This is a genomic window from Faecalibacterium sp. Marseille-Q4896, from assembly GCF_017377615.1.
Taxonomy (GTDB): Bacteria; Bacillota; Clostridia; order Oscillospirales; family Ruminococcaceae; genus Faecalibacterium; species Faecalibacterium taiwanense.
The window spans coordinates 20,520-45,791 of record NZ_JAFREG010000012.1; the positions used below are offsets into that span (position 1 = coordinate 20,520).

The 25,272-nt window shown below is 48.7% G+C and carries 25 protein-coding genes; 23 read left to right on the top strand and 2 right to left on the bottom strand.

Annotated elements, in window-relative coordinates:
* The first annotated feature begins 160 nt into the window (after positions 1 to 160).
* The 19 genes from J3348_RS13300 to J3348_RS13385 all read left to right on the top strand — a co-directional run bounded on the left by J3348_RS13300 (position 161) and on the right by J3348_RS13385 (position 16,234).
* Positions 161 to 385, top strand: a complete 225-nt coding sequence (locus tag J3348_RS13300; RefSeq protein ID WP_110104245.1) for a helix-turn-helix domain-containing protein — start codon at positions 161 to 163, stop codon at positions 383 to 385.
* A gap of 145 nt (positions 386 to 530) precedes the next feature.
* Positions 531 to 734 (top strand): hypothetical protein, encoded by a 204-nt coding sequence (locus J3348_RS13305; protein ID WP_004614949.1) that lies wholly within the window; start codon positions 531 to 533, stop codon positions 732 to 734.
* Positions 735 to 1,020: 286 nt separating this feature from the next.
* A complete protein-coding gene (locus J3348_RS13310) occupies positions 1,021 to 1,338 on the top strand; it encodes a DUF3847 domain-containing protein (protein WP_008816380.1) in 318 nt (105 codons plus the stop codon).
* Positions 1,339 to 1,397: 59 nt separating this feature from the next.
* Complete coding sequence (gene mobQ, locus J3348_RS13315; protein WP_085953783.1) at positions 1,398 to 2,813, top strand: MobQ family relaxase; 1,416 nt, start codon at positions 1,398 to 1,400, stop codon at positions 2,811 to 2,813.
* A gap of 47 nt (positions 2,814 to 2,860) precedes the next feature.
* Positions 2,861 to 3,601, top strand: a complete 741-nt coding sequence (locus J3348_RS13320; RefSeq protein WP_115714956.1) for a CHC2 zinc finger domain-containing protein — start codon at positions 2,861 to 2,863, stop codon at positions 3,599 to 3,601.
* The gene (locus J3348_RS13325) at positions 3,486 to 4,826 is read left to right on the top strand and encodes a virulence-associated E family protein (RefSeq protein ID WP_115714955.1); all 1,341 of its coding nucleotides are present in this window, start codon (positions 3,486 to 3,488) and stop codon (positions 4,824 to 4,826) included. Before J3348_RS13320 ends, J3348_RS13325 begins: the two co-directional genes overlap by 116 nt.
* A 270-nt stretch (positions 4,827 to 5,096) precedes the next feature.
* On the top strand, positions 5,097 to 5,282 hold the full coding sequence (locus J3348_RS13330; RefSeq protein WP_004849804.1) for a hypothetical protein: 186 nt from the start codon (positions 5,097 to 5,099) through the stop codon (positions 5,280 to 5,282).
* A gap of 107 nt (positions 5,283 to 5,389) precedes the next feature.
* On the top strand, positions 5,390 to 7,012 hold the full coding sequence (locus J3348_RS13335; RefSeq protein WP_008791695.1) for a recombinase family protein: 1,623 nt from the start codon (positions 5,390 to 5,392) through the stop codon (positions 7,010 to 7,012).
* 90 nt (positions 7,013 to 7,102) lie between these two features.
* Entirely contained in the window at positions 7,103 to 7,675 is a 573-nt protein-coding gene (locus J3348_RS13340) for a S24 family peptidase (protein WP_242703003.1), read from the top strand.
* A 19-nt stretch (positions 7,676 to 7,694) separates the two neighbouring features.
* The gene (locus J3348_RS14430; protein WP_278251705.1) at positions 7,695 to 7,820 is read left to right on the top strand and encodes a hypothetical protein; all 126 of its coding nucleotides are present in this window, start codon (positions 7,695 to 7,697) and stop codon (positions 7,818 to 7,820) included.
* Positions 7,787 to 7,897 (top strand): hypothetical protein, encoded by a 111-nt coding sequence (locus J3348_RS14485; RefSeq protein WP_347565391.1) that lies wholly within the window; start codon positions 7,787 to 7,789, stop codon positions 7,895 to 7,897. Before J3348_RS14430 ends, J3348_RS14485 begins: the two co-directional genes overlap by 34 nt.
* Positions 7,898 to 8,278: 381 nt before the next feature.
* Entirely contained in the window at positions 8,279 to 9,838 is a 1,560-nt protein-coding gene (gene cls / locus J3348_RS13350) for a cardiolipin synthase (RefSeq protein WP_005921174.1), read from the top strand.
* Between the two features lie 210 nt (positions 9,839 to 10,048).
* The gene (locus J3348_RS13355) at positions 10,049 to 11,482 is read left to right on the top strand and encodes a phospholipase D family protein (RefSeq protein ID WP_207699148.1); all 1,434 of its coding nucleotides are present in this window, start codon (positions 10,049 to 10,051) and stop codon (positions 11,480 to 11,482) included.
* Complete coding sequence (locus J3348_RS13360; protein WP_005946428.1) at positions 11,461 to 12,171, top strand: response regulator transcription factor; 711 nt, start codon at positions 11,461 to 11,463, stop codon at positions 12,169 to 12,171. Before J3348_RS13355 ends, J3348_RS13360 begins: the two co-directional genes overlap by 22 nt.
* Positions 12,171 to 13,214 (top strand): HAMP domain-containing sensor histidine kinase, encoded by a 1,044-nt coding sequence (locus J3348_RS13365; RefSeq protein WP_005929825.1) that lies wholly within the window; start codon positions 12,171 to 12,173, stop codon positions 13,212 to 13,214. Before J3348_RS13360 ends, J3348_RS13365 begins: the two co-directional genes overlap by 1 nt.
* A gap of 33 nt (positions 13,215 to 13,247) precedes the next feature.
* Positions 13,248 to 14,312 (top strand): FUSC family protein, encoded by a 1,065-nt coding sequence (locus J3348_RS13370; RefSeq protein ID WP_207699149.1) that lies wholly within the window; start codon positions 13,248 to 13,250, stop codon positions 14,310 to 14,312.
* Complete coding sequence (locus J3348_RS13375; protein ID WP_005921183.1) at positions 14,302 to 14,733, top strand: hypothetical protein; 432 nt, start codon at positions 14,302 to 14,304, stop codon at positions 14,731 to 14,733. The genes J3348_RS13370 and J3348_RS13375 overlap by 11 nt, the downstream gene beginning before the upstream one ends.
* A 185-nt stretch (positions 14,734 to 14,918) precedes the next feature.
* Positions 14,919 to 15,254, top strand: coding sequence for a hypothetical protein (locus tag J3348_RS13380; protein ID WP_207699150.1), 336 nt, complete (start codon positions 14,919 to 14,921; stop codon positions 15,252 to 15,254).
* A 191-nt stretch (positions 15,255 to 15,445) separates the two neighbouring features.
* A complete protein-coding gene (locus J3348_RS13385) occupies positions 15,446 to 16,234 on the top strand; it encodes a DUF975 family protein (protein ID WP_207699151.1) in 789 nt (262 codons plus the stop codon).
* A 243-nt stretch (positions 16,235 to 16,477) separates the two neighbouring features.
* Here the strand turns inward: J3348_RS13385 and J3348_RS13390 are convergent, their stop codons facing one another.
* Both J3348_RS13390 and J3348_RS13395 read right to left on the bottom strand, forming a co-directional pair.
* A complete protein-coding gene (locus J3348_RS13390; RefSeq protein ID WP_242703004.1) occupies positions 16,478 to 16,753 on the bottom strand; it encodes a hypothetical protein in 276 nt (91 codons plus the stop codon).
* A gap of 673 nt (positions 16,754 to 17,426) precedes the next feature.
* Positions 17,427 to 18,506 (bottom strand): diguanylate cyclase, encoded by a 1,080-nt coding sequence (locus J3348_RS13395; protein WP_154261245.1) that lies wholly within the window; start codon positions 18,504 to 18,506, stop codon positions 17,427 to 17,429.
* A gap of 479 nt (positions 18,507 to 18,985) precedes the next feature.
* Here J3348_RS13395 and J3348_RS13400 point away from each other — a divergent pair, with 479 nt between their 5' ends.
* The 4 genes from J3348_RS13400 (at position 18,986) to J3348_RS13415 (ending at position 25,270) form a co-directional block, all read left to right on the top strand.
* Complete coding sequence (locus J3348_RS13400; protein WP_044954298.1) at positions 18,986 to 19,417, top strand: Rrf2 family transcriptional regulator; 432 nt, start codon at positions 18,986 to 18,988, stop codon at positions 19,415 to 19,417.
* Positions 19,418 to 19,439: 22 nt separating this feature from the next.
* The gene (locus J3348_RS13405; RefSeq protein ID WP_005946387.1) at positions 19,440 to 21,353 is read left to right on the top strand and encodes an acyl-CoA dehydrogenase family protein; all 1,914 of its coding nucleotides are present in this window, start codon (positions 19,440 to 19,442) and stop codon (positions 21,351 to 21,353) included.
* A gap of 23 nt (positions 21,354 to 21,376) precedes the next feature.
* Positions 21,377 to 22,588, top strand: a complete 1,212-nt coding sequence (locus J3348_RS13410) for an FprA family A-type flavoprotein (RefSeq protein WP_005946385.1) — start codon at positions 21,377 to 21,379, stop codon at positions 22,586 to 22,588.
* 165 nt (positions 22,589 to 22,753) lie between these two features.
* Entirely contained in the window at positions 22,754 to 25,270 is a 2,517-nt protein-coding gene (locus J3348_RS13415) for a ribonucleoside-diphosphate reductase subunit alpha (RefSeq protein ID WP_207699152.1), read from the top strand.
* Positions 25,271 to 25,272: the final 2 nt, after the last annotated feature.

The window sequence follows — 25,272 nt, forward strand, 5'->3', positions numbered from 1 at the left end:
CAAGTGAATGACCGTCCAAAAGGGATATGACCGGCAGGAGAAGTGACGCATCCGGCGCACCAATGCAGGGAAACACCGCAGGAATGGGGCAGGAAAACGGCTTTGGGGGAGAACGGCAACAGGAAGCATTTTAACCTATTTGATTTATGGGAGGAACAGAATGAACGATAAAAAGAGATTGAACAGCTACGAGGATTTACCTCTGGTTCTGGATGTGGCGGACATCCAGCGGATTATGGGAATTTCAAGAGCGAGCGCCTATGAGCTGGTACACACCCCCAGCTTTCCGGCGTTCCGCAGGGGCAGGCTTATCAAGGTCAGCAAAATTGCTTTCTTTGAATGGATGGCAAAAGGCTCTGAAACCGTACCGGGAAGCGACAAATAAGCGTGAGGTATTATCCCCTGACTGCAATACCGCCGCACTTTCCAAAGGGGCATACAGAGGGAAAAACCTTAAAAATGATACCGAAACGCTACGCCAAAACAGCCTATCTGCGTACATCAGATAGAAACGGAGGAAGGAGCCGGTTATGGCAAGAATGAGCAACAAGCGGCGGCTGGAATGGTCTTTCTTCTTAAATGACCGCAGCCGTATCACTTACAACGAACTGTGCCGGAAATGCCAGCACGAATGTAAACAGAGCTTCCGGGCGGTTGTGGTTGACTGCCCGAAGTATCTTTCCAAGCGTTCCAAGAAAAAGGACAAGACTGCCGGAAACGGCAAAATCCCTTAGGAACTAAGGGCGCACTTCTATACATAGTCTAAAGACCATGTATCGTGCGTCCTGCGGAGCTTACCTCTGCCGCTGATAAAATCAGCAATCCGAGGTCTGCGTTCGCTTCGCTCCGACAAGGTGGCTACACCCCCTTGCGCCGCTAAAGCGGCTATCCCCTGTGTACCCGCCGCAAAGAGAAATCCGCTCTGCGGTTTTCCCTTTTCATCGGGTTTTATAGAAGCACTGACACACGGACTGTCTGCGGATGGTCTTTCTTTATCTTATCAGCAAAGGATGTGAGAACATGGAAAAATCTTTGGAACAGTTGAAGCAGGAATATGAAAAAACCACTGTCCTGCTGGAACAGGAAAAACGGAAAATGCAGCGTTTGAAAAACCGGCAGGCGTATCTGGAAAGCGGTTCCCGGAAACAGAGGACGCACCGGCTGATTACCCGTGGGGCAGCTATTGAGAGCATTGCACCACAGACAAAGGAGCTATCCGAAGCGGAATTTTATTCCCTCATGGAAAGCATTTTGAATCTGCCGCAGGCGGAGCATTTCATCCGGTCTGCCACAGAGAACCACGCCCGTATTTCCGGGCAGGAGAAAGGCGGTGACTAAGGATAGCACTTTATCATTTTTCAATCGCACAGATCAAGCGCAGCGCCGGTCAGAGCGCCATTGCCAGCGCAGCCTATCGAGCCGGGGAGCGTCTTTACAGCAGCTACTATGGAGAAGTCAGCGACTACACCAAAAAGGGCGGCGTGATCGCTTCGGAAATCATGCTGCCGCCCCATGCGCCGGAAATATATCTTGACCGGGCGACCCTCTGGAATGCTGTGGAGAACTGCGAGAAACATCCAAAAGCACAGCTTGCCTATTCCTTTGATATTGCCATGCAGAATGAATTGACGCTGGAAGAAAACATGGAGCTGGCGAGGAAGTTCGTACAGGAGCAGTTTGTGACAAAAGGCATGATTGCCGACCTTGCTTTTCACAGCCCGGAGAAAGAGGACGGCGGCATCCCTAACCCGCATTTTCATGTGATGACAACCATGCGCCCTTTGAACCCGGATGGCACATGGGGACAAAAACAGCGTCGGGAATATCTTCTTGATGAAGATGGAAACCGAATCCGGGATAAAAACGGCGATTATATGTTTAACGCTGTCCATACAACAGACTGGCATGAGCCGGAAACGCTGGAACACTGGCGGGAGCAGTGGGCGGCTGCCGTTAATACAAAATTTGAGGAAAAAGGGCTGGATGTGCGTATCGACCACCGTTCCTATGTGCGGCAGGGGCTTGACCTGATACCTACTGTCCACGAGGGAGCTAATGTCCGGCAGATGGAAGCAAAGGGCATCCGCACCGAGAAAGGGGAACTGAACCGCTGGATTAAAGCCACCAACCGGCTCATGCAGGATGTGAGGAAGAAGATCAAAGCCCTGTTTGTCTGGATGGCAGAGGTAAAAGAAGAACTTTCCAAACCGCAGACACCGAGCCTTGCCGACCTGTTGATCGCTTATTACAACCAGCGCAACGCAGGGGCATGGAGCAATAAAGCCAGAACCGGAAACTTAAAGCAGTTTGCCGAAGCCGTCAATTATCTGACGGAAAACAAGCTGCTCACATTAGAGGATTTGCAGGAGCGTCTTTCCTCTGTCAACGAAGAATTTGAAGCGTTAAGCGACTCCATGAAAAAGAAATCTGCCCGGATAAAGGAATTGCAGGAATTGATACGGGAGGGCGAGAATTACCAGCGGCTAAAACCTGTTCATACGGAATTGAACAATATCAAGTTTAAGAAACAGAGGGAGAAATTTGAAACATCCCACGATGCGGAGTTACGGCTGTTTTATGCCGCCCGCCGTATTTTGAAAGAAAAACTGGACGGAAAACCCATTGCCCTGAAAGCATGGAAACAGGAATACGCACAGTTAAAAACAGAGTATGCCGAACTGTCTCCGCAGCACAAGCCACTCCGGGAGGAAGTCATACGGCTACGGCAGGTGCAGAACGCCGTAGATACCGCACTGCGCCGGAGGGAGCAGCCACAGGCAGTACAGAGAAAGAAACATGAGATGGAGCTATGATATAACCGGCAGCTTTACCGCTACCAGTATTTTTATGGAGGGAGCATTTGAATGTATTTGAAGCGGTGAAACAGTCTGTTACCACCCGGCAGGCTGCTTCATTCTATGGAATCCGGGTGGGGAGAAACGGCATGGTCTGCTGTCCATTCCACAATGACCGCACGCCCAGCATGAAAGTGGACAGCCGCTTTTACTGCTTCGGCTGCGGGGCTTCCGGGGATGTGATCGACTTTGCCGCTTTGCTGCATGGATTGGGGAAACGGGAAGCTGCGGTCAGGCTTGCGGAGAACTTCGGCGTTTCCTATGAGAAATCCGGCAATGCGCCGCCAGATAGGAAGCGTCACAACAGGTCACAGCCCCGACAAAAATCAGCGGAGCAGAGATTTCAGGAAACGGAACGGTATTGTTTCCGGGTGCTATGCGATTATCTGCGCCTGCTGGAGCATTGGAAAACAGCACACGCCCCACAGCCGCAGGATGCCATCTGGCATCCTCTTTTTGTGGAAGCGTTGCAGAGGATAAGCTACACAGAATACCTTTTGGATATTTTGTTATACGGAGAAATAGAAGAAAAAGCGGCATTGATCGCCGCACAGGGAAAGGAGGTGTTGCGGCTTGAACAGCGAATTTCAGAGCTTGCCGCCGGAAACGCAGGAAGCGGTCAAAAGGACGATGGACACAATGGAACCGGCGCAGACACCGGCAGAAATCCGGGAAACATTAGAGGGGACGCAGAAAGGCGGCGTGAAGAACAGCATCCGAAACTGCCTGACGGTGTTCCAGCGTGACCCTCTGTTTCGCGGGGCGCTGCGCCTGAACCTTTTGACGGAGCAGATTGACATTGTGAAGCCGCTGGGCTGGGAGCGCACCAGTACCACGCTGACCGACATGGACATGAACTACCTGCTTTTGTATCTGGAAGAAAATTACGGGCTTACCAGCGAGAAAAAGGTGCAGAGCGCCATCAAGATTGTTGCCAATGAAAACCGCTACCATCCAGTCAGGGATTACCTGAACAGCCTGCAATGGGACGGCACAGAGCGCATCCGTTACGCCCTGCATCACTTTCTGGGAGCCGATACGGACGAATACACCTATGAAGCCTTGAAACTGTTCCTGATGGGAGCCATCCGGCGGGTATTCAGACCGGGGAGCAAGTTTGAGGTCATGCTCTGTCTGGTTGGTGGTCAGGGAGCCGGGAAATCTACCTTTTTCCGGCTGCTGGCAGGCAGGGACGAATGGTTTTCAGACGATTTGAAAAAGCTGGACGATGAAAATGTGTACCGCAAGCTGCAAGGGCATTGGATTATCGAGATGTCGGAGATGATTGCCACAGCCAACGCCAAGAGTATTGAGGAAATCAAGTCATTCTTAAGCCGCCAGAAAGAAACCTACAAAGTGCCGTATGAGACACATCCGGCAGACCGGCTGCGGCAATGTGTATTTGGAGGGACGACCAACCGGCAGGACTTTTTGCCCCGTGACCGCACCGGCAACCGGCGCTTTCTCCCCGTGACGGTGTACCCGGAACGGGCGGAGGTTCACATACTGGACGATGAAGCGGCGGCGAGGGCGTATATCGAACAGATGTGGGCGGAAGCCATGACGGTTTATCGCAGTGGGAAGTATAAGCTGTCATTCAGCATAGAAATGAACCGATACCTGAACGCCCACCAGCAGGACTTTATGCAGGAAGACACACAGGCCGGCATGATCTACGCCTATTTGGAGGACTACACCGGCGACAGGGTATGTTCCAAGCAGCTTTATGAGGAAGCGCTGGGGAACTTAAATTCCCCGGCAGACTGGGAGACACGGGCAATCTGCGAGATTATGAATACCGGCATTGCGGGCGGCATCATACAGGGCTGGGTAGCCTACAAAAGCCCGAAGCGGTATAAGAAATACGGTTCTCAAAAAGGCTGGGAGCGTGTCAACCAAGCTCCGCCGGAGGGGGACGGTTTTCAGGAAATCACGGAAGAAGAAGCCCGGCAAATGGAACTTCCATTCTGAAAAGCCACCGGTTGACAGTTTGGTTGACGCTTTGGTTGACAGCCGGTTGACGGGGAAAAGCCTGATATTTGGGGCATTTCTCTCCTTTGTCAACCATGTCAACCAAGAAATCAAAGAAAAAGTAAAAAGTAATAATAGAGCGCCTATGGATTGTTTTCAAAGTCTTTTCTGCCGGTTGACACGGTTTGGTTGACACGGAGACAGTCTGCGGCTGTACACCTGTCTGACATTCCCTTGTCGGGCATATTTCATTTATGGAGGTAACTGCCTATGGCAAAAAGCAAAAACGAGAGCAATAACAAAAACAGCGGCACCCTGCTTACCGAAAAAGACGGCACCCAGTATTTTGTCATGGGGAAAGTCCGTATCAAGGTATCGGAGCATTTCGCACAGGATGGGAAGCCGCTTGACAGCCTGCTGGAAGATGTGATCCAGCACGCTGCCGCCGCTTCCTGAAAAAATACGGAATAACGACTGTCAATCAGCCCACGCTTATGATATACTTGTACCAGCGAGTATTGTATAAGCGTGGGTTGTTTCTTTTAGAAGGAGGATTTTTAACCGTGAAACAACCATACAATACAACGATTTATAACACTGCACTATATTTGAGATTGAGCCGTGACGATGAATTACAGGGGGAAAGCGGCAGTATCCAGACCCAGCGCATGATGCTTAGACAGTATGCCGCAGAGCATGGGCTGACCGTTGTAGACGAGTACATTGACGACGGATGGAGTGGGACAAATTTCGAGCGTCCAAGTTTCCAAAGGATGATTGATGACATCGAAGACGGGAAAATCAACTGCGTTGTCACAAAGGACTTATCCCGTCTGGGAAGAAACTATATCCTGACCGGTCAGTACACGGAAATCTATTTCCCCAGCAAGGGAGTACGCTACATTGCCATCAATGACAATGTGGACACCATCAACGGAGAAAGCGAGCTTGCACCGTTCTTAAACATCCTGAATGAAATGCACGCCCGACAGACCAGCAAAAAGGTCAAGGCTGCCATGCACACAAGATTTGCCAATGGCGCACACTATGGAGCCTATGCACCGCTGGGCTATGTAAAAGACCCGGACAAAAAAGGTCATCTTCTGATCGACCCGGAAACACGCTGGATTGTAGAGAAGATTTTTGACCTTGCTGTACACGGGCGTGGAGCCGCCAGCATTACACGGATTCTGGTGGAGGAAAAAGTACCTACCCCCGGCTGGCTGAACTATGAAAGATACGGGACTTTCGCCAATATCTACGCCGGTGCGCCCGCAGAAAAAGCCTATGCGTGGACGATAGCACAGGTCAAGAGCATTTTGAAAGAGGAAACCTACATCGGTCACAGCATTCACAACAAGCAGAGCAACATTTCATTCAAGAACAAGAAAAAGGTGCGGAAGCCGCAGGAAGAATGGTATCGTGTGGAAAATACCCACGAAGCCATCATTTCTGAAGAAGTGTTCCAAAAAGTTCAGGAGCTGATTGCAAGCAGACGCAGGAAACGCAGAAACGGTACGACACAGATTTTCGCAGGATTGATAAAATGTGCAGACTGCGGATGGTCTTTAGCCTATGGGGAAAACAAGCAGAATAAGAACCCATACGGGTACTACCATTGCAGCAAGAACGGGCAGGGATTACGCCAGTGTTCCATGCACTATATCCGCTATGATGTACTGTATGCCTATGTGCTTGCAAGACTGCAATACTGGTCTATGCTGGCACAGAAAGACGAGGACAAGCTGCTGAAACGCCTGCTCAATGCCAGCGACAGGGAAAGAAACTCTGCGAAGAAAAAGCAGGCTGCGGAGCTGAAAAAGGCAGAGAAGCGTAAAGCCGAGGTTGACGGGCTGTTTGCTAAAATGTATGAGGACTGGTCTGCCGGACGCATAACCGAGTATAACTTCAATATGCTGTCCGAGAAGTACCAGAACGAGCAAAAGGAGCTTGAAACAAAAATAAGACAGCTTCACGAAACGATGGAAGCCGCCGTACAGACCGCAGCGGATGCTGAAAAGTGGATTGCCCTGATGAAACAGTATGTCAACCCTGTGGAGCTGACCGCCGAACTTCTGAACACTCTAATTGAAAAAATAACCGTCCACGAAGCTGTCAAGGGCGAGGACGGAAGCCGTGAGCAGGAAGTAGAAATCTACTACCGCTTCATCGGCAAAATCGACTGACCTTTCTTTTTTACCCAACAATATCTTTAATTAAGGGAGACGGGATACACCACTCCCAGCATCTACCAACTGGTTGCGATCTGCCACGCATTGAACATCAAGGAAGGACCTTCCTACTTTACAAAGACCTTTCAGAAACCCGCCCTTCTAAATGCCATCGGGCAAAAAAAAGTCGCCGAGTACGAAATGGACTTGATTGCATCTCGGCGCTACCAGCCAGGCACGGAAGAGCCTGCGAAAATCGACTGCATAACGATGCCAGTATCAGAGTTGCCAGTATCGGCAGGTCTAGGAGCTTTTCTTGAAGGTGAAATGTTTCAACAGATACAGGTGCCTGCCAGTAGCGTTCCGGCAGGGACTGAGTTTGGGATATACGTTAGTGGCGATAGTATGGAGCCGCGTTATCATGACGGACAAATCGTATGGGTGAAGCGCTGCGAAGAACTTGAATGCGGGGATATCGGTATATTCGTATATGATGACTGTGGATATCTGAAAAAATACGATGAACATACCCCAGATAAGTCTCAAGCAGAGTTCTTTACCGACAGCTATGGCGTGGTGCATAACCAACCGGTTTTGGTTTCTCTTAACACCAAATATTCACCGATCCTTATATCTCCAGAGCAAAGATTCGAGGTTGTTGGAAAAGTTTTGAACTAAAAAGATGGGAGGGATTTTCGTGGATACGATCAAGCGTGTTCAGGATTTGATGCAAGAGCGTGATATGAATCTATGTGTGTTGACAAAAAATGCGGGATATCGTACTCCACAATCCAAAGTACTGCCCGTCGAGGAGGGCAGTTAAGCGTAGAGACGATTGAAAGAATTTGTCAGGGTTTGGGAATTACATTAAAAGACTTCTTCGATTCCTCCTACCTGTAAATATAGGGGCAGCAAAAAAGCCGTTCGCCACGCTGGAAAATCTGCGTGGTGAACGGCTTTAATACTGCTTCTATTTATCCTTTGGTAATCTCCAGATAAACACTAATCTCCATGATTGTTACCATTGAAGGAATACATTTGCGACGATCTTCGGGCATACCGAATAAGATTTGCCTTGGCAGTTGAAAACAGCTCAGGTTACCTATTGCAATTCTGACTATTTGGAATATACTTGTAAGTATCAAATTATTTCACTGTATGAGGACATCCGCACCAAACTTATCCAGTCCGGTGTAATGAAATGCAGAGAATAAAAGACAAAATTGGTATGTTCCACGAAATTTAGGGAGAAAACTGAGCAAGTAGGAAGGCGGAATATATATGAAACAAGATACTTTAGAGGGCAAAGCAAAAACAAAAAATGGGGTAAAACGGCTGTGTTTTTCCATAATCTGCATTCTTCTGGAAGTGATTTTTATTATTACTATCGTAACACGCTTGAATGAATATGCAGAAGTCATAAATTTATTTACAAGGATTTTGAGTGGGATCTTGGTTTTGGGATTGTACGCATCAAATAAGACATCCTCTATGAAAATGCCTTGGGTCATCTTAATTCTAATTTTCCCAATTATGGGTGTAGGCCTGTATTTGTTGATTGGTTTGAATGGTGGCACACATAAAATGCGTGAGCGGTATGCAGAAATTGATAGCAAATTGTTACCAATGCTTCCGGACAGTCAGGAGTGTTTGAGCAGAATAAAAGAAACAATTCCGAAAGCAGGAAATATAGCAAGTTACATACAAAGAAATTCGCAGTATCCAATCTATCAGAATACGGATATTGTGTATTTTGATGAAGCAGTGAAAGGATTAGAGGCACAGCTTAAGGATTTGGAGAAAGCACAAAAGTTTATCTTTATGGAATATCATGCGATAGAAGACGCTGAAGCATGGCATAAGATTCAAGATGTTCTGGAAGAGCGAGTAAAAGCAGGTGTGGAAGTTAGAGTATTCTACGATGACATGGGTTCTATAGGCTTTATTAACACAGATTTTGTGAAAAAAATGGAGACAATAGGAATTCATTGCCGTGTATTCAATCCGTTTATGCCAGGTTTAAATCTGTTTTTGAACAATCGTGATCATAGAAAAATAACAGTTATTGATGGAAAAGTCGGATTTACAGGTGGATATAATCTAGCAAACGAATATTTTAATTACACACACCCGTATGGACAGTGGAAAGATACAGGTATTCGTTTAGAAGGAGATGCTGTTCAGTCGCTTACAGTGACATTTTTAGAAATGTGGAATGCTGTTAGTGAAAAAGCTACGAATGATACTGATTTTAGTAAATACATTATTCATTACGATTATAAAGCACAGCAAACAGGTTTTGTTCAGCCTTATGCAGACAGTCCTATGGATAATGAGCAGGTCGGAGAAGAAGTTTATATCAGTATGATAAATAAAGCTGAAAAATATTGTTGGTTTATGACTCCATATCTAATCATAACAGATGAAATGACGCATGCGTTATGTCTGGCTGCTAAGCGAGGGGTAGACGTAAGAATTATCACACCTGGTATCCCTGATAAAAAATTCATTTATAATGTAACTCGTTCTTTTTATCATGGATTAGTTAAACATGGTGTTCGTGTTTATGAGTGGACTCCTGGTTTCTGTCATGCAAAAATGAGTGTGGCAGATGACTGTATGGCAACTTGTGGAACAATTAATTTGGATTATCGAAGTTTATATCACCATTTTGAAAACGGCTGTTTTATGGCAGATTGTCAGGCAGTTGTGGAAATAAAAAATGATCTGATAAGAACGATGGGAGAATGTCGTGATGTGACAGACCAATATCAAACCGGACGAAGTGCATATTTGCGACTGGGACAATTATTTATGAGATTATTTGCTGGATTGCTATAAGAATCTGATGAAACGACCTTTCAAAAAACAGTTGATTTAGACGTTAACTGTTTTTGAAAGGCCGTTTTTGCTATATCTAACAGTCTGTTGTACAAAGAAGATTTTGCATGGATGAAAAAACAAACCTTGTTGAGGTTAAATTGAGTTTTCTATTGTATTGTATTGCTAATGAATAAGAATAAGAAATAAAAAGGAATCAGGTGATGTACAATGAAAAAGCATAAAATATGTAAAATCCTTCTTGTTATACTGGCAATTTTTTTATGTGTGGCTTTTTATGAATTGCTCGGAATCTGCGTTGCATATAAAAAGCAGCCGGAAGTGTCCAATACAACCAAAAAAGAAACAAAAAATGGGTCATGGAACAAATGCAGTGAAAATACAGAACGGGCAGTAATCATAGAAAAGAATCCAGAAGCGCTTTTACAAAGAGTGCGTTTGATCAAGAATGCAAAAAAGGAAATTATTCTTTCTACTTTTGCATTTCAATCCGATGAAAGTGGAAAATTGATCTTAGGAGCACTGCATGATGCGGCAGACAGAGGTGTACATATTCGTCTGTTAGTAGATGGAATGGAGAGCTGGATTGATATGGAAGGAAATCCGTATTTCTATGGATTATCTTCCCATGAGAATGTTGAAATTAAACTGTATAATAAGGCCAATCCGTTGAAACCGTGGAAAATAATGGGTAGAATGCATGATAAATATTTGATTGCAGATGGAAAGAGATATATTCTTGGGGGAAGAAATACATACAATTATTTCCTGGGTGATTTTCCGGGACATAAGAACTATGACAGAGACGTGTTAGTGGTTTGCGATGAACCTGAGAAAGAAAATTCAGTTAACCAGTTGTTAGAGTATTTTGAAACGATATGGGAACAAGAAGACAGTGATTATTTTCATGACAATAAAAAACTGGCAAATAGAAAATCTGTAAAGAACGCAGTTTTAGAGCTGAAGAACGGCTATCAGAAATATTTTGAAGAGAATAAGGAAAGAATCTGCGATACCGATTACACGGACGAAACTTTTGAGACAGAAAAGATTGCATTAGTGTCAAATCCTATTCACACAGGTTCCAAAGAACCAGTAGTGTGGTATCAGTTGGGAGAATTGATGAAAAATGCAAAAAATCGTGTGAAGATCCACACGCCATATATTATCTGTAATGATATGATGTATAATACATGGGAGGAGATTGCAGAGAACGTTTCAGATTTTTCTATCATGACAAATTCAGTTGCGAATAATGGGAATCCATTTGGGGCTGCCGATTATGCGAAAAACAGAAATAGAATCTTAAGTACAGGAATTAATATCTGGGAATATGAAGGCGGTTATTCATACCACGGAAAAAGTATTCTGATTGACGATGATCTGTCTGTAATCGGTTCCTTTAATATGGACATGAGAAGTGCATATCTGGATACGGAACTGATGCTTGTAATTCGCAGTAAAGATATTAATAAACAGTTGGAAGAGGGCATGATGGAATATGAAAGAGTGTCCCGCCAGGTATTGGAAGATGGAACCTATCGTGATCCATATCATGTAGAGCCAATCGAATTAACAAAGAAACGTCAGAGAAAAATATTTTTGGTACAGCATCTGCTTGGATGGGCAAGGTATCTGTTTTAATAAGGAGGAAGGAAAACGTGTTTCAAATATTGATTGTAGAAGATGATAAAGAATTAAGCCAGCTATTCCAAAAAGTGCTTGAGAAGAATGGATATCAAGTCAAAAGTGCATCGGATGGAGCACAGGCATTAGAAGTATTGGTTAAGGAATATATTGATCTGATCATTTCTGATATTATGATGCCGGTTATGGATGGTTATGAACTGGTGTCGGAACTCCGTTCAGCAGGATATCAGATACCTGTACTTATGATCACTGCGAAAGGTTCCTTTGATGATATGCGCCAGGGATTTCTTTCGGGAAGTGACGATTATATGGTAAAACCGGTAAATGTGAATGAAATGGTTTTAAGAGTCGGAGCACTGCTTCGCCGTGCACAGATACTGAATGAACACAAAATTGTGATCGGTTCAACAGAGTTTGATTATGATGCAATGACGGTTACAACTGATAAGGAAAGTCTTGTTTTGCCTAAAAAAGAATTCCTGCTTTTATATAAGCTTGCAGCTTCGCCAGGCAGAATATTTACAAAACAACAGTTGATGGATGAAGTATGGGGATACGAGACGGAGGCAGACCCACATACGATAGAGGTACATATAGGAAGAATCAGGGAGCGTTTGAAAGATAACCCTGATTTTGAAATCGTAACAATGCGTGGAATTGGATACAAGGTGGTGAAAAAATAATGGAACAAAAGAAAGAAAAAGGATTGCGGATCCGATCCTGTCTGACTGGTGCAATCTGGCTGGCACTTGTATTTTCAACAGTCATATCTGCGTTATTATTTGCTTTTTTGAATCATTTTTTTAATCTGCCGGGCAGCATACCTGTGCTTGGCTGGCTTTTGATTTTCAATACATTGATTGCAGGGCTGATCACTTCCTTTATTAATGCAAAGTTACTGGAACCAATTACAAGACTTAGTAAAGCAATGAAGGAAGTTTCTCGGGGAGATTTTGAACAGCATTTGGAAACGAACAGCCGTATAGCAGAAGTTGGAGAATCTTATCAAAGTTTTAACGTTATGACAAAAGAACTTCGTGCAACAGAGGTGCTGCAGATGGATTTTGTATCTGATGTTTCTCATGAGTTTAAGACCCCGATTAATGCCATTGAAGGATATACAATGCTGCTTCAGGGAGAAGAACTGTCTCCGGATCAAGAGGAATATGTAGAAAAAATCTTATTTAACACCCAAAGACTTTCCGGATTGGTTGGTAATATTTTGCTGTTATCCAAGTTAGAGAATCAGAATATACCAATGAAAAAAACAGAATATCGTCTGGATGAACAGATCCGCCAGGCAGTTCTTTCATTGGAAACAAAATGGACAGAAAAAGAAATTGGTTTTCAGGTAGAATTGGAGGAAGTTAAATATACTGCGAATGAAGGACTTTTTATGCATATCTGGATAAATCTTTTAGATAATGCGATTAAGTTCAGCCCTTCAAAGGGGACAATTACGATGTTTCTGAAACAAGAACAGGATTCTGTTAAGTTCATTCTGGAAGATGAAGGACCAGGAATAGAGGATGATGTAAAATCCAGAATATTTGACAAGTTCTATCAGGTAGATGGATCTCATAAAGCAGAAGGAAATGGCCTAGGTCTTGCACTTGTAAAACGGATTGTAGATAGTGCCGGAGGAACAATCAAAGCAGAAAACCGTGAATATGGTGGATGCAGATTTGTTATAGAGCTGCCAAAGCAGAAAGATGAGATTATCTAGTTTTAAGATAAATTAGAAGATGGGAGGATTTATATGACATTTTATCAGGAGTTGCAGTTAAATCAGGCAGGTTCTAAAAACCTGTTGAAAAAGAGTGAAACACTAAAAGAAAAACTATATCATATGTGGGTATATCTGGTGAAGATAGCTGCTACAATGGCATTTTGTTTTTTCTTTGTTAGTATTTTCAGCATCCTATTTGGAAATGAGAACAGCATTGTAGGTGTAGTAGTCTTATTATGTCTCATGGTGTTTAGGAATGCGGATCTGGGGATCCACACCGGACAATCTACGATGCTTTTGGCTTTGTTCTTTGTAATTATGACTGTATGTCCGCATTTAGCAAATCAGTTTTCACCGGTATTGGGAATGCTGTTAAATATTGCGGCACTGGCTGTGTTGATTCTGTTCGGATGCCATAATCCATTCATGTTTAATCAATCTACATTGGTTCTTGGGTATCTGCTGCTATATGGTTATGATGTTACGGGAAAAAGCTATCAGATGCGATTAGTCGGAATGGCTTTAGGTGCAGCACTTACCTGCTTCGTATTTTATCGAAATCATAAAAACAGAACTTATAAAAGAAATCTGAAAGATCTGATACAAGAATTTGATATCACTTCTTCCAGAACAAAATGGCAGATATGTCAGATTTTATGCGTACCGATTGTCCTTTGCATTGCAGAACTTTGTAATATGCCACGTGCAATGTGGGCTGGTATTGCGGCCATGTCCGTGATTTTGCCGTCTATGGAAGATATGCACTACAGAGTCCGTAAAAGGATTGTCGGAAATATTGCAGGTGTTATATGTTTTACAGTATTATATTTTCTGCTTCCTTCGTCAATCTATGCATATATAGGAATTCTTGGTGGAATCGGTGTAGGATTTTCAGCACAATATGGCTGGCAGGCAGTATTTAACACATTTGGTGCTTTAGCCATTGCTGCAGAGACATATGGACTACAAGGAGCGGTTAGTCTTAGAGTGAGTCAAAATGTTTTTGGTGTTGTGTTTGCTTTAGCATTTTGTGTTATGTTTTATTGGTTTATGCCTAAAAAAAAGGAAAGTGAGGTGACCGTACATGCAGAGTGAAGTGAATCAGGAAGAAAATTTGAATACCACTGATTTTGACGAGCACTTCGCTAAAATTTCGTCCTATATTGTAGACACATTGCACGGCGTTCCACTTGAGATGACCGAGGATGAAAAAGAACAATTTCGCATACAGGTTATTTCAAATCAGTATGCAGAACGGTTGCTAAGTGAAGCCGAAAAGACAGAAACGTATAGAGGTTTATCAAAAATTGATATTCTCCATACAGTTTCTATCCCTCAACTGGCTAGAACAATCCCACTTAAAGGTTTGAATCTCAGTTTAGAAAAATACAGAATGCCGGATGGTGTAATAATAGAGGTTGAGAGTTCGTCACATTATTTGGGGTCATTTAGTGAGAAAAATGATTCTTCCACAAATTGGATAGAAAAGATCATGGAGGGTGTCGGTATTCACTAGATGGATTCTCAAGAAGCATATGCACGAAAGTTCTGCACGCGATAAGTATCTTGCCATTATGAAGCCCTACCTTCTGATGTGGCACAGTAGCAGTTGAAAACAGCTCAGGTTACCTATTGCAATTCTGACTATTTGGAATATACTTGTAAGTATCAAATTATTTCACTGTATGGGAGGAAATTATTATGGCAAGACCCAAGGGAAGCAAGAATAAGACCCGTATTGTAAATGCCAACGTTGATTATGCAGCCGTCGTTGCAGAAAAGACCGCCGAAAAGGAAAAAATCGAATCTGAGGTTGCTGCGCTGACTGCAAATCTCGATGATCTGAAGACGCAGCTGAAAGCCAAGAAAGCAGAATTGAAAGCCGCCACCAAGGAACTTGCCAAAGCCGAAAACAAAAAAGCTGCCGCCGAAGCAAAGGCAGCAGAAGAAGCAAAGAAGGGCGAAGCAGAAGATGTACTGAAGAAGCTGCTTGCCAGCGGTATGACGGCTGAAGAAATCCTTGCAAAGCTCCAGTAATGCAATATGATGAACTGGACAAGCTGCTGAAGTAAAGGAAGGGGCTGTTGCACACGGATAAAAGCCGGTGCAACAGCCTCTTTTTCATTCATGCTGCAATTTTTTCAGCGTTTCAAACGTATCTAAATTAAAGTGGCATATCATATTCCTTTTCACACATACTTGCCATTTTCAGACAGGAGGTTGCTTTTATGAAAATATCTGCCGACTATCGTATGCTCGCTCTCGATGCTCTGCGCGGAAAATGGAAAACTGCTGTTCTGACAGGTATTGCCGCCAGTGCGCTCGGTGCTACCATTGTGAGCAGTTCCAACAGTGTCGTTTCCAATTCCAATCAGGCAAAGGACATTCATTTTAACCTGTTCGCCCAGCCAAACGGCGGTCGGCTGCTTGCTGTTTTGCTTGTCGGCATTGGTCTGTGGGCAATCCTCCAACTGATCGTGGGCGGTGCAGTTCAACTGGGATATGCTCATTTTAATCTGAACCTTGTAGATGGAAAGGATGCTGCCATCTCGGACTTGTTCTCTCAGAAAGACCGTCTGTGGGATGGCTTCTGCATGAAATTCCTGCAGGGTCTGTACATCGCCCTCTGGTCGCTGCTGTTGGTGATTCCGGGAATCGTGAAAACATACAGCTATGCGATGACACCTTACATCATGTCCGAGCATCCTTCGTTGACTGCAAATGAAGCAATCACAGAATCCCGGCGGATTATGGACGGCAACAAATGGCGGCTGTTCTGTCTGGATTTCAGCTTCATTGGCTGGGAGCTGCTCTGTTCGTTGCCACTGTATGCCGGGGGTTTTCTGGTTCTCAAATATTTCACCGGTTCAGAGGCTATGGCGATTTCTCTTTTTCTTCTGCTGACAATTCCATTGAGCATTGGCTTCTTTTTTGTACGCCCCTATGAGGAAGCTGCATGGGCCACTTTCTACCGTGATATTACCGCAGCACCTACCGAACCGGATGAAGCATACTGACTTTTATACTATTTCTCAGATGTGACCGGACTTTCTAGGTGATCTGCGTATGGAGAAGAAACCTGACCGTTCCGAAATAATTGCAATGACCCTCTTATTTGCTTTAACGCTGGTGCTTACGGTATTAAAAGTGACGAGAACGGTTTCACTGCCTTGGTTGTGGGTGCTGGGTCCGCTTTGGCTTGGCACATATCGGTACCGTGATTAGGGCTGCTTGCGCTGGGAGATTTCTCCCAGCGTTTTTTATTCCTCGGAGATGCCGAGATATTGGTCGATCTCCATGATACCCTCCCCACTGACCTCCACCAGATCTTCAAAGGGCACTACGGTGTCGCCCACCTGCAAGGTGCGGAACACCGGGTCGATGCGGTCTGCCTTGCCAGTCAGGGTGACGTAGTTGCCCACTGCGGGAATCTCCGGGTGGGCGGTATCCTCCTTGAAGTACCGCACCGTGATGGTCATGCCCTTGGTGACCTGCATCAGCCGATCGGACAGAGCCGACATTTCTTCCTCGGTCAAAATGCGCTTGGTCACCCGCTCGGTGCGCTGTTTTTCTGCGGCAAGCTGCTCATCATAATACTGCTTCTATTTATCCTTTGGCAATCTCCAGATAAACGCTAAAATGGAGCATCTACTGCACATCCTAACTTAATATGCACTGAATAAAAGAAAAAGCCTTATATTTCAATCTATAGAGGCCAATCTGTGGTATAATTGGAGCAAGAGAACTGGAAAAAATCCAGCAAAAACCTTGTACCTGGAGGGCAGCTATGTATCGTTACAGCAATGGCCAGATCAGCTTGGCGGATTAATCGAGTATCTAATGCAGCAGGAGACCATCCTCCGGAAATGTGAGGCAGTGCTGGATCTACCGTCCGTGTATGAGAAAATGGTGCAGTTGTGCAGCAAAGAAGATAGTCGTCCGCCCCTCGCCCCAGCGTTCATCGTAAAGTACCTGCTGGTGAGTTTCCTGTACAGCAAACCATTGAACCGGCAGATCGGGCAGCGCACCCCTTCACCTCAAAGCTAACGAAGCTAATGAACTGCACGCTGCCACCAGCCTTCAGTACCTCCATCACAACTGCGACGTGGACGTTCAGTGCCGCCTCCCTGTCCTTTCTTCGTCAGGCCAGGCTTTTTTCGCAATAGTGGCGACGAATTCGTTCTTGCTGTTTTTCGTTTGAAAAGAGCCTTATGACCTGGGCGCTCTCCGGTCGTGGGTAGCGTAGTAGGCTCGCTTATTTTCGTACATGCAATAGTCGGCCTTGTCCAGCAGCGTTTGCATGATGCAGCCTTCATAATCGGCGGAGATCGCCCAACCGTAGGCGTAGCTGAGAGGAAGCTGATTGCCGTCACGGTTTGCAGCGTCGGCTTCCCTGCGCAGACTGTCCAGTATGCCCTCCACCTCCTGCCGGTCCGTATGGTAAATGACCGCCATAAATTCGTCGCCGCCGTATCTGCCCACGAAATGCTTTTCCGGGATCACCCGGCGTAAAAGCCGGGCAAAGCTCAGGATCAGTTGGTCACCCGCCGAATGACCCCTCGTATCGTTGACGGTTTTCAGATTGTTCAGGTCAAATATGACGCAGGCCGTAGGCTCCCGGAGAATTTCCCTGTTGTTGAGAAGCTCCTCGCAGGAGCCTTTGTTGGGCAGGCCGGTATGGATGTCGATGTATGCCTTCTGCTCCAGCAGTTGGTTTTTCCGGGCCATTTTCAGTGCCATGGCGGTCTGGAGCATGATCAGGATCACCAGGCACAGCATATCCAGTGCCGAGAGGATCTCAATAGTGCGGATCTTCATGGCGATCTTTTCTGAATAGTGTTCCGCGGCAGACACCGTTTCGTCCGCCATTTCAAAATAGGTCTCGCTCATGGCAACGATTTGGGTGTTCTCATATCCACGCTGTCTGGCCGCCGCGACCTCCGCCTTGAGCCGCTCCCAGTAGGCACTCTGGATGTCCAGCCTTTCCTGATAGGCCGCGTCCTTGAGCTTTACCAATTCGTAGTGCCCATCCCCGGATGTCAGATCGCTTAAAATATCGTCTAAATACGCGATCAACTCATCGTTTCGGGTGCCTGTGATCTCCAGCTTTACCGCCCGCTGCGTGTCTCCGCGCACCAGCCCGGCATAATTGATGACGCGGGCCGTGCCCTTCAGGTTGCCGATCTCGACCATCATCAGAGCGACAAGGATCACCAAAATCAGCACAAGGCAGCTTTGCAGGATGCTGATGAGATTTTTGCGATCTATTTTTACATTTCCTTTTATCATAACGACCTCGATCACGGAACGACCATGATATTCTTTATTGCGAATCAGTCTTGATGAATACTTTACTCTGTAACGCACATCATGTCAATAACAATGGAAATTTTTCTACTGTCTCCCAAGAATGATCGGCATGAATAAAATGAAAAGCACGCACTTTATTGCTTGTTTCGGTTGGATGGCTTAGGCTTGTCAGGGATCGCCTCATCCGCCTTGGATGGGCGACCCCTGCGAGCCCCAACCAATTTCTCCGCTTTCTGGTTTTCAGTCATAGTCTTTTCTGCTTTCGGCGGACTGCCATGGCACAGCTTTTTCGGCTTCTATAATTGTAAGGAACATGGCTTTTCGCTGAATGGAAAGCGAAGCTGACCCGGGCTGGGGCGGTCTGTATGAAAGCAATATTTTTTTTGAAATAATCTTGACAAAATTTATCAAGATTGATATGATAGTATTAACAAGCAAGCGAAAAGAGGATGTGGAGCATGATCATCACCAAAGAGACGGACTACGCGCTGCGCATTTTGCGGGTGCTGCTGGACGGGGAGAAGCATTCGGTGGCCGAGATGTCGGAAACGGAATTGATCCCCAATCAGTTTGCCTACCAGATTCTGCGCAAGCTCTCCGCCGGCAATTTGGTGCGGGTGAGCCGCGGCGCTCTCGGCGGCTGCGAGCTGTCCTGCGATCTGGACGCGACCTCCCTCTACGATCTCATGGTGGTCGTGGGGGAGCGGGGCATCCTGTGCGCCTGCATGGAGCCGGGATATGAATGCCGCTGGCATGACAAGCATGGGCGGTGCGCCATCCACTGTCAGCTGGCGGCCTTGCAGCAAAAGCAGGACGAGGCGTTCCGTGCCGTGAGCCTGCGCAGGCTGCTGACCGGCGGATCCGATCCCCAAGATACAAGCAAGCTGTAAAATTTTAAAAGGAGGTACCCGTATGCTGTTTCAAACCACGTCGGCGCACGAAGAGCTGCGCGCGAAGATCCGGAGTTTTGCGGAGGAGGAGATCAAGCCACTCGCATTTTTAATGGATCAGAACAATGAGTTTCCCGAGGAGGCTGTCAAGAAGCTGGGTAAGCTGGGCTGGATGGGCATTCCCTACCCCAAGGAGTACGGCGGTGCCGGTCTTGATGCTCTGAGCTACGCCATCGCGGTGGAGGAGCTGGCCCGTGTGGACGGCGGCACGGGCGTAATCCTCTCCGCCCACGTCTCCCTCGGCTCATGGCCCATTTTCGCCTATGGCACCGAGGAGCAGAAGAAGAAATATCTGGTTCCGCTGGCCAAGGGCGAGAAGATCGGCGCCTTCGGCCTTACGGAGACCAACGCCGGATCCGACGCCGGCGGCACGGAGACCACGGCGCTGGATAAGGGGGACTACTACCTCCTCAACGGCGGCAAGATCTTCATTACCAACGCCCCTAAGGCGGACACCTATGTGGTTTTCGCCGTCACCACGCCGGACATCGGCACCCGGGGCATCTCCGCTTTCATCGTGGAGAAGGGCTGGAAGGGCTTTGAGTTCGGCGACCACTATGACAAGATGGGTATTCGCTCCTCCTCCACGGCGGAGCTGATCTTCAACAACGTGAAGGTTCCCAAGGAAAACCTATTGGGCAAGGAGGGCGAGGGCTTCAAGATTGCCATGTCCACGCTGGACGGCGGACGCATCGGCATCGCCGCGCAGGCGCTGGGCATCGCCCAGGGCGCGTTTGAGCACGCGTTGAGCTATTCCAAGGAGCGTGTCCAGTTCGGCAAGCCCATCGCGGCCCAGCAGAGCATCGCCTTCAAGCTGGCGGATATGGCAACCAAGCTGCGCTGCGCCCGGTTCCTCATCTACTCCGCGGCGGAGCTGAAGGAGCAGCACGCGCCTTACGGCATGGAGTCCGCCATGGCGAAGATGTACGCCTCGGACATCGCGCTGGAGGTCACCAATGATGCCTTGCAGATCCACGGCGGCAGCGGCTACCTCAAGGGCATGGAGGTGGAACGGGCCTACCGCGACGCCAAGATCACCACCCTCTACGAGGGCACTAACGAGATCCAGCGGGTGGTCATCGCCTCTCATCTGTTGGGCAGGCTGGGCAAGAGCTCCGGCGGCGAGAGCCGTTCGGCGGCCAAGAAACCCGCGCCCATCACCGGCATTCGCAAAAAGACCATCTTCCGGGAGGGGGATGCTGCCCAGCAGGTGGCCGACCTTGTGGCGGCGCTGAAGAAGGATGGTCACGACTTCTCCGTGGGCATCCCTATGGATACGCCCATCCCGCAGGCGGAACGGGTGGTCTCCGCGGGCAAGGGCATCGGGGAGAAAAAGAACATGAAACTGGTAGAGTCGCTGGCCAAGGCCGCCGGCGCGGCCATCGGTTCTTCCCGCCCTGTGGCGGAGACTCTCAAATATCTGCCGCTGAACCGCTATGTGGGTATGTCCGGTCAGAAGTTCACCGGCAATCTGTACATCGCCTGCGGCATCTCCGGCGCATCCCAGCACCTTAAGGGCATCAAGGACGCCTCCACCATCGTGGCCATCAATAAGAACGGTAACGCGCCTATCTTCAAGAACTGCGACTACGGCATCGTGGGCGATGTGGAGGAGATCCTGCCCCTGCTCACTGCCGCGCTGGATAGCGGCGAAAAGCTGCCCGCGCCGCCCATGGTAAAGATGAAGCGACCCACGCCGCCGAAGCCCGCCCCCATCGGCGACCGCTACGTCTGCAGCGGCTGCGGCTACGAGTATGTGCCGGAGTTGGGCGACGAGGACGGCGAGATCGCGCCCGGTACGCTCTTTGAGCAGCTTCCCGCCGAGTGGGTGTGTCCCGAGTGCGCGGAGACGAAGGATCAATTTGTAAAGGCTTGAGGCCGTGAAGGAGGCAAGATAAGATGTATTGCGTGCGTAAAGTAACGAACGACCTCTACTGGGTGGGCGCCAACGACCATCGCCTGGCCCTGTTTGAAAACTGCTTTCCCATTCCCCGGGGCGTAAGCTACAACGCCTACTGCCTGCTGGATGAAAAGACGGTGCTCTTTGACACGGTGGACTGGTCTGCCTGCCGCCAGCTTTTGGAAAATCTGGCGTATGTGCTGGATGGCCGCGAGCTGGACTACCTGCTGGTCAACCATCTGGAGCCGGATCACGCCGCCTGCATCGAGGAGATCCTGCTGCGCCATCCCAAGGTGAAATTGATCTCCAACGAGAAGGCATTCATGCTCATGCGGCAGTTCGGCTTCCATGTGGACGGACATGAGTGCATCGAGGTGAAGGAGGGCGACACCTTCTCCTTCGGCAAACACACCGTCACCTTTGTGGGCGCGCCTATGGTTCACTGGCCGGAGGCCATGGTGACCCTCGACGTCACCGACGGCGTCCTCTTTTCCGCCGACGCCTTCGGCACCTTCGGAGCGCTGGACGGCAAGCTGTTCGCCGACGAGGTGGACTTCGAGCGGGACTGGCTGGACGACGCCCGTCGCTACCTTACCAACATCGTGGGCAAGTACGGCCCCCACATCCAGCTCCTGCTGAAAAAGGCCGGCGGCGTTTTGGATCAGATCAAGTACATCTGCCCGCTCCACGGCCCCGTGTGGCGCAAGGATCTGGGCTGGTTCATTGAAAAGTACGACACATGGAGCCGCTATGCCCCTGAGACCCAGGGCGTGCTCATCGTCTACGCCTCTATGTACGGCAACACGGAGAACGCGGCGCAGGCGCTGGCGACGTCGCTCTGCGATAAGGGCATGAGCAAGGTGGCGATGTACGATGTGTCCTCCACTCATGTCTCCCAGCTGATCTCCGAGGCGTTTAAGTACAGTCACATTGTCCTGGCCTCTGTGACCTACAACCTCGGCATCTACCCTGCCATGCATGACTTCCTCATGGATATGAAGGCACTGAATCTGCAAAACCGCACCTTTGCCATCATTGAAAACGGCTCATGGGCGGTGAAGTCCGGTGACCTCATGCAGAAATTCGTCAACAATGAGCTTAAGAACATGACGGTGCTCAACGAGCGGCTCAGCCTCGCCTCGTCCATGGGCACGGACAAGCGCACTGAGCTGGAAGCACTGGCGGACGCCATTCTGGAATCTATGAAATAACTGGCAGGAAAGCCAAAACCAAGACAACAGACAACAAACAGCCCTGCCGCGTCGGCTGCAGAAAAACCGGCTTTCAAAAACAGAGCGGGCAAGCGTGATACTGCGCTTGCCCGCTCTTTGCCCAAAAGGACATGAGAAGTGACCGGAGAAGATGAGAGGATCGAAATGGAGATCAGAAAACGAAACGGGGAGTCTGTTCCCTTTCAACAGGAGAAAATTTTCAACGCCATGAAAAAGGCGTTTGACGGACAGGGCAAGGAGATCGGGAGCAGAGAGATGGATGAGATCCTCGCCACCGTTCTCAACAATCTCTCCGTCACAGTGCCGCTCACCGTAGAACGTGTGCAGGACGAGGTGGAGCGAACGCTCATGGAGCGCGGACACTATGAGGTGGCCAAGGCGTACATCCTCTACCGCGAAAAGCGGTCTGCGCTGCGCCGTGTCCGGCATACCATCGCGCGGACGGTGGGGGATGACTCGCTTGACGAGGTGCTGCGCCGCATCCAGATGGATTTTACCGAGGAAGTCTACTCCCTCGCGGCGCTTCAAATGAAGTTTGAGAGTTTCTGTCGTCTGGGCATGACGGAGGATGAGCGGGCTGAGGCACTGACCAAGGCGGCGGTAGAGCTGACTACGGCAGAGGCACCCAAGTGGGAGTTCATCGCGGCGCGGCTTCTGAACCACTCCTTTCGCTGTCGCAACGCACAGGAATGGGAGGGGCGCGGCGTCTGCGACCTCTATGGCAAGCTTCGCTATCTGACGGATAAGGGACTCTACGGTGACTATATCCTTGCCCACTATACCCACGAGGAGATTGCCATGGCGGAGGACTTTCTCTGCCCGGAACGGGACGAGCTGTTCACCTATTCCGGCCTTGACCTGCTGCTCAAACGCTATGTGATCCAGTCACGCAGCCGCGTGCCGCTGGAAACACCGCAGGAGATGTTTTTGGGTATCGCGCTGCATCTTGCTATGAACGAAGGCTCTGACCGCATGGGGTGGGTAAAACGCTTTTACGATATGCTCAGCCGTATGGAGGTCACGATGGCGACACCTACCATGTCCAACGCACGAAAGCCCTACCATCAGCTTTCAAGCTGCTTTGTGGACACTGTGCCGGACAGTCTGGACGGCATCTACCGCTCGCTGGACAACTTCGCAAAGGTCTCTAAATTCGGCGGTGGAATGGGGATGTACTTCGGTAAGGTGCGCGCTGCAGGCAGCACCATCCGCGGCTTTCAAGGGGCGGCGGGCGGTGTTATCCGCTGGATCCGGCTGGTCAACGACACCGCCGTGGCGGTGGATCAGTTGGGGATGCGGCAGGGCGCTGTGGCGGTTTACTTAGACGCATGGCACCGGGATCTGCCGGAATTCCTTCAACTGCGCACCAACAACGGCGACGACCGCATGAAGGCACATGATGTGTTTCCCGCCGTGTGCTATCCGGATCTCTTCTGGCGACTGGCGGAGGAGAACATAGACGCACCGTGGCATCTCATGTGTCCGCATGAGATCCTCACGGTCAAGGGCTACGCACTGGAGGATTACTGGGGTACAGAATGGGAGAAGCGGTATCTGGACTGCGTCAATGACCCGCGCATCGAAAAGCGCAGCGTCACCGTCAAGGACATCGTGCGGCTGGTGCTTCGCTCGGCAGTGGAGACCGGCACACCCTTCGCTTTCAATCGCGACAGTGTAAACCATATGAACCCAAACGGCCACACGGGAATGATCTATTGCTCCAATCTCTGTACGGAGATCGCGCAGAACATGGCACCCATCGAGCACATCAGCACTGAGGTGCACACGGAGAACGGCGACACAATTGTGGTGACGGCCACACGCCCAGGTGAGTTTGTGGTCTGCAACCTGGCGAGTCTGTCTCTCGGTAATCTGCCGGTGGAGGACGAGGCCTATATGGAACGCACGGTGGAAACGGCCATCCGCGCACTGGATAATGTGATCGACCTCAACTTCTACCCGTTGGAATACGCGCGGCTTACCAATCAGAAGTACCGCAGCATCGGCCTGGGCGTCAGCGGCTACCACCACATGCTGGCAAAGCGCGGCATCCACTGGGAGAGCGATAAGCACCTTGCCTTCACCGACGCAGTGTTCGAGCTCATCAACTACGCCGCCGTCAAGGCGGACACAGCTCTGGCACGGGAAAAGAGTCGTTACGCGCTCTTTGAGGGCAGCGACTGGCAGACGGGCGCGTATTTTGAAAAGCGGGGTTATACCTCCGAAAAGTGGCGGGCGCTTGCGAAAACGGTGGCGGTGCAGGGAATGCGCAACGCCTATCTGCTGGCGGTCGCACCGACCTCCAGCACATCTATCCTCTCCGGCACGTCGGCGGGTATAGATCCAATTATGAAGAAATTCTTTTTAGAGGAAAAAAAGGGCAGCATGCTGCCCCGCGTTGCTCCAGAGCTTTCTATGGACACATGGTGGTACTATAAGGCAGCGCATCTAATCGACCAAAGCTGGTCGGTACGCGCCGCGGGCCTTCGCCAGAGACATATTGACCAGGCGCAGAGCATGAATCTCTATATCACAAACGACTATTCCATGCGTCAGGTGCTCAGACTGTATTTGGAGGCGTGGAGGGCCGGCGTCAAGACCATTTACTATGTCCGCAGCAAGGCCCTTGAGGTCGAGGCCTGCGAAAGCTGCTCGTCATAAGG

Excerpts from the sequence above, each read along its gene's own strand:
- J3348_RS13300 (WP_110104245.1), top strand. The coding sequence starts at position 161 with ATGAACGATAAAAAGAGATTGAACAGCTACGAGGATTTACCTCTGGTT.
- J3348_RS13305 (WP_004614949.1), top strand. The coding sequence starts at position 531 with ATGGCAAGAATGAGCAACAAGCGGCGGCTGGAATGGTCTTTCTTCTTA.
- J3348_RS13310 (WP_008816380.1), top strand. The coding sequence starts at position 1,021 with ATGGAAAAATCTTTGGAACAGTTGAAGCAGGAATATGAAAAAACCACT.
- J3348_RS13325 (WP_115714955.1), top strand. The coding sequence starts at position 3,486 with ATGGACACAATGGAACCGGCGCAGACACCGGCAGAAATCCGGGAAACA.
- J3348_RS13330 (WP_004849804.1), top strand. The coding sequence starts at position 5,097 with ATGGCAAAAAGCAAAAACGAGAGCAATAACAAAAACAGCGGCACCCTG.
- cls (WP_005921174.1), top strand. The coding sequence starts at position 8,279 with ATGAAACAAGATACTTTAGAGGGCAAAGCAAAAACAAAAAATGGGGTA.
- J3348_RS13355 (WP_207699148.1), top strand. The coding sequence starts at position 10,049 with ATGAAAAAGCATAAAATATGTAAAATCCTTCTTGTTATACTGGCAATT.
- J3348_RS13360 (WP_005946428.1), top strand. The coding sequence starts at position 11,461 with ATGGGCAAGGTATCTGTTTTAATAAGGAGGAAGGAAAACGTGTTTCAA.
- J3348_RS13365 (WP_005929825.1), top strand. The coding sequence starts at position 12,171 with ATGGAACAAAAGAAAGAAAAAGGATTGCGGATCCGATCCTGTCTGACT.
- J3348_RS13370 (WP_207699149.1), top strand. The coding sequence starts at position 13,248 with ATGACATTTTATCAGGAGTTGCAGTTAAATCAGGCAGGTTCTAAAAAC.
- J3348_RS13375 (WP_005921183.1), top strand. The coding sequence starts at position 14,302 with ATGCAGAGTGAAGTGAATCAGGAAGAAAATTTGAATACCACTGATTTT.
- J3348_RS13380 (WP_207699150.1), top strand. The coding sequence starts at position 14,919 with ATGGCAAGACCCAAGGGAAGCAAGAATAAGACCCGTATTGTAAATGCC.
- J3348_RS13385 (WP_207699151.1), top strand. The coding sequence starts at position 15,446 with ATGAAAATATCTGCCGACTATCGTATGCTCGCTCTCGATGCTCTGCGC.
- J3348_RS13395 (WP_154261245.1), bottom strand. The coding sequence starts at position 18,506 with ATGATAAAAGGAAATGTAAAAATAGATCGCAAAAATCTCATCAGCATC.
- J3348_RS13400 (WP_044954298.1), top strand. The coding sequence starts at position 18,986 with ATGATCATCACCAAAGAGACGGACTACGCGCTGCGCATTTTGCGGGTG.
- J3348_RS13405 (WP_005946387.1), top strand. The coding sequence starts at position 19,440 with ATGCTGTTTCAAACCACGTCGGCGCACGAAGAGCTGCGCGCGAAGATC.
- J3348_RS13410 (WP_005946385.1), top strand. The coding sequence starts at position 21,377 with ATGTATTGCGTGCGTAAAGTAACGAACGACCTCTACTGGGTGGGCGCC.
- J3348_RS13415 (WP_207699152.1), top strand. The coding sequence starts at position 22,754 with ATGGAGATCAGAAAACGAAACGGGGAGTCTGTTCCCTTTCAACAGGAG.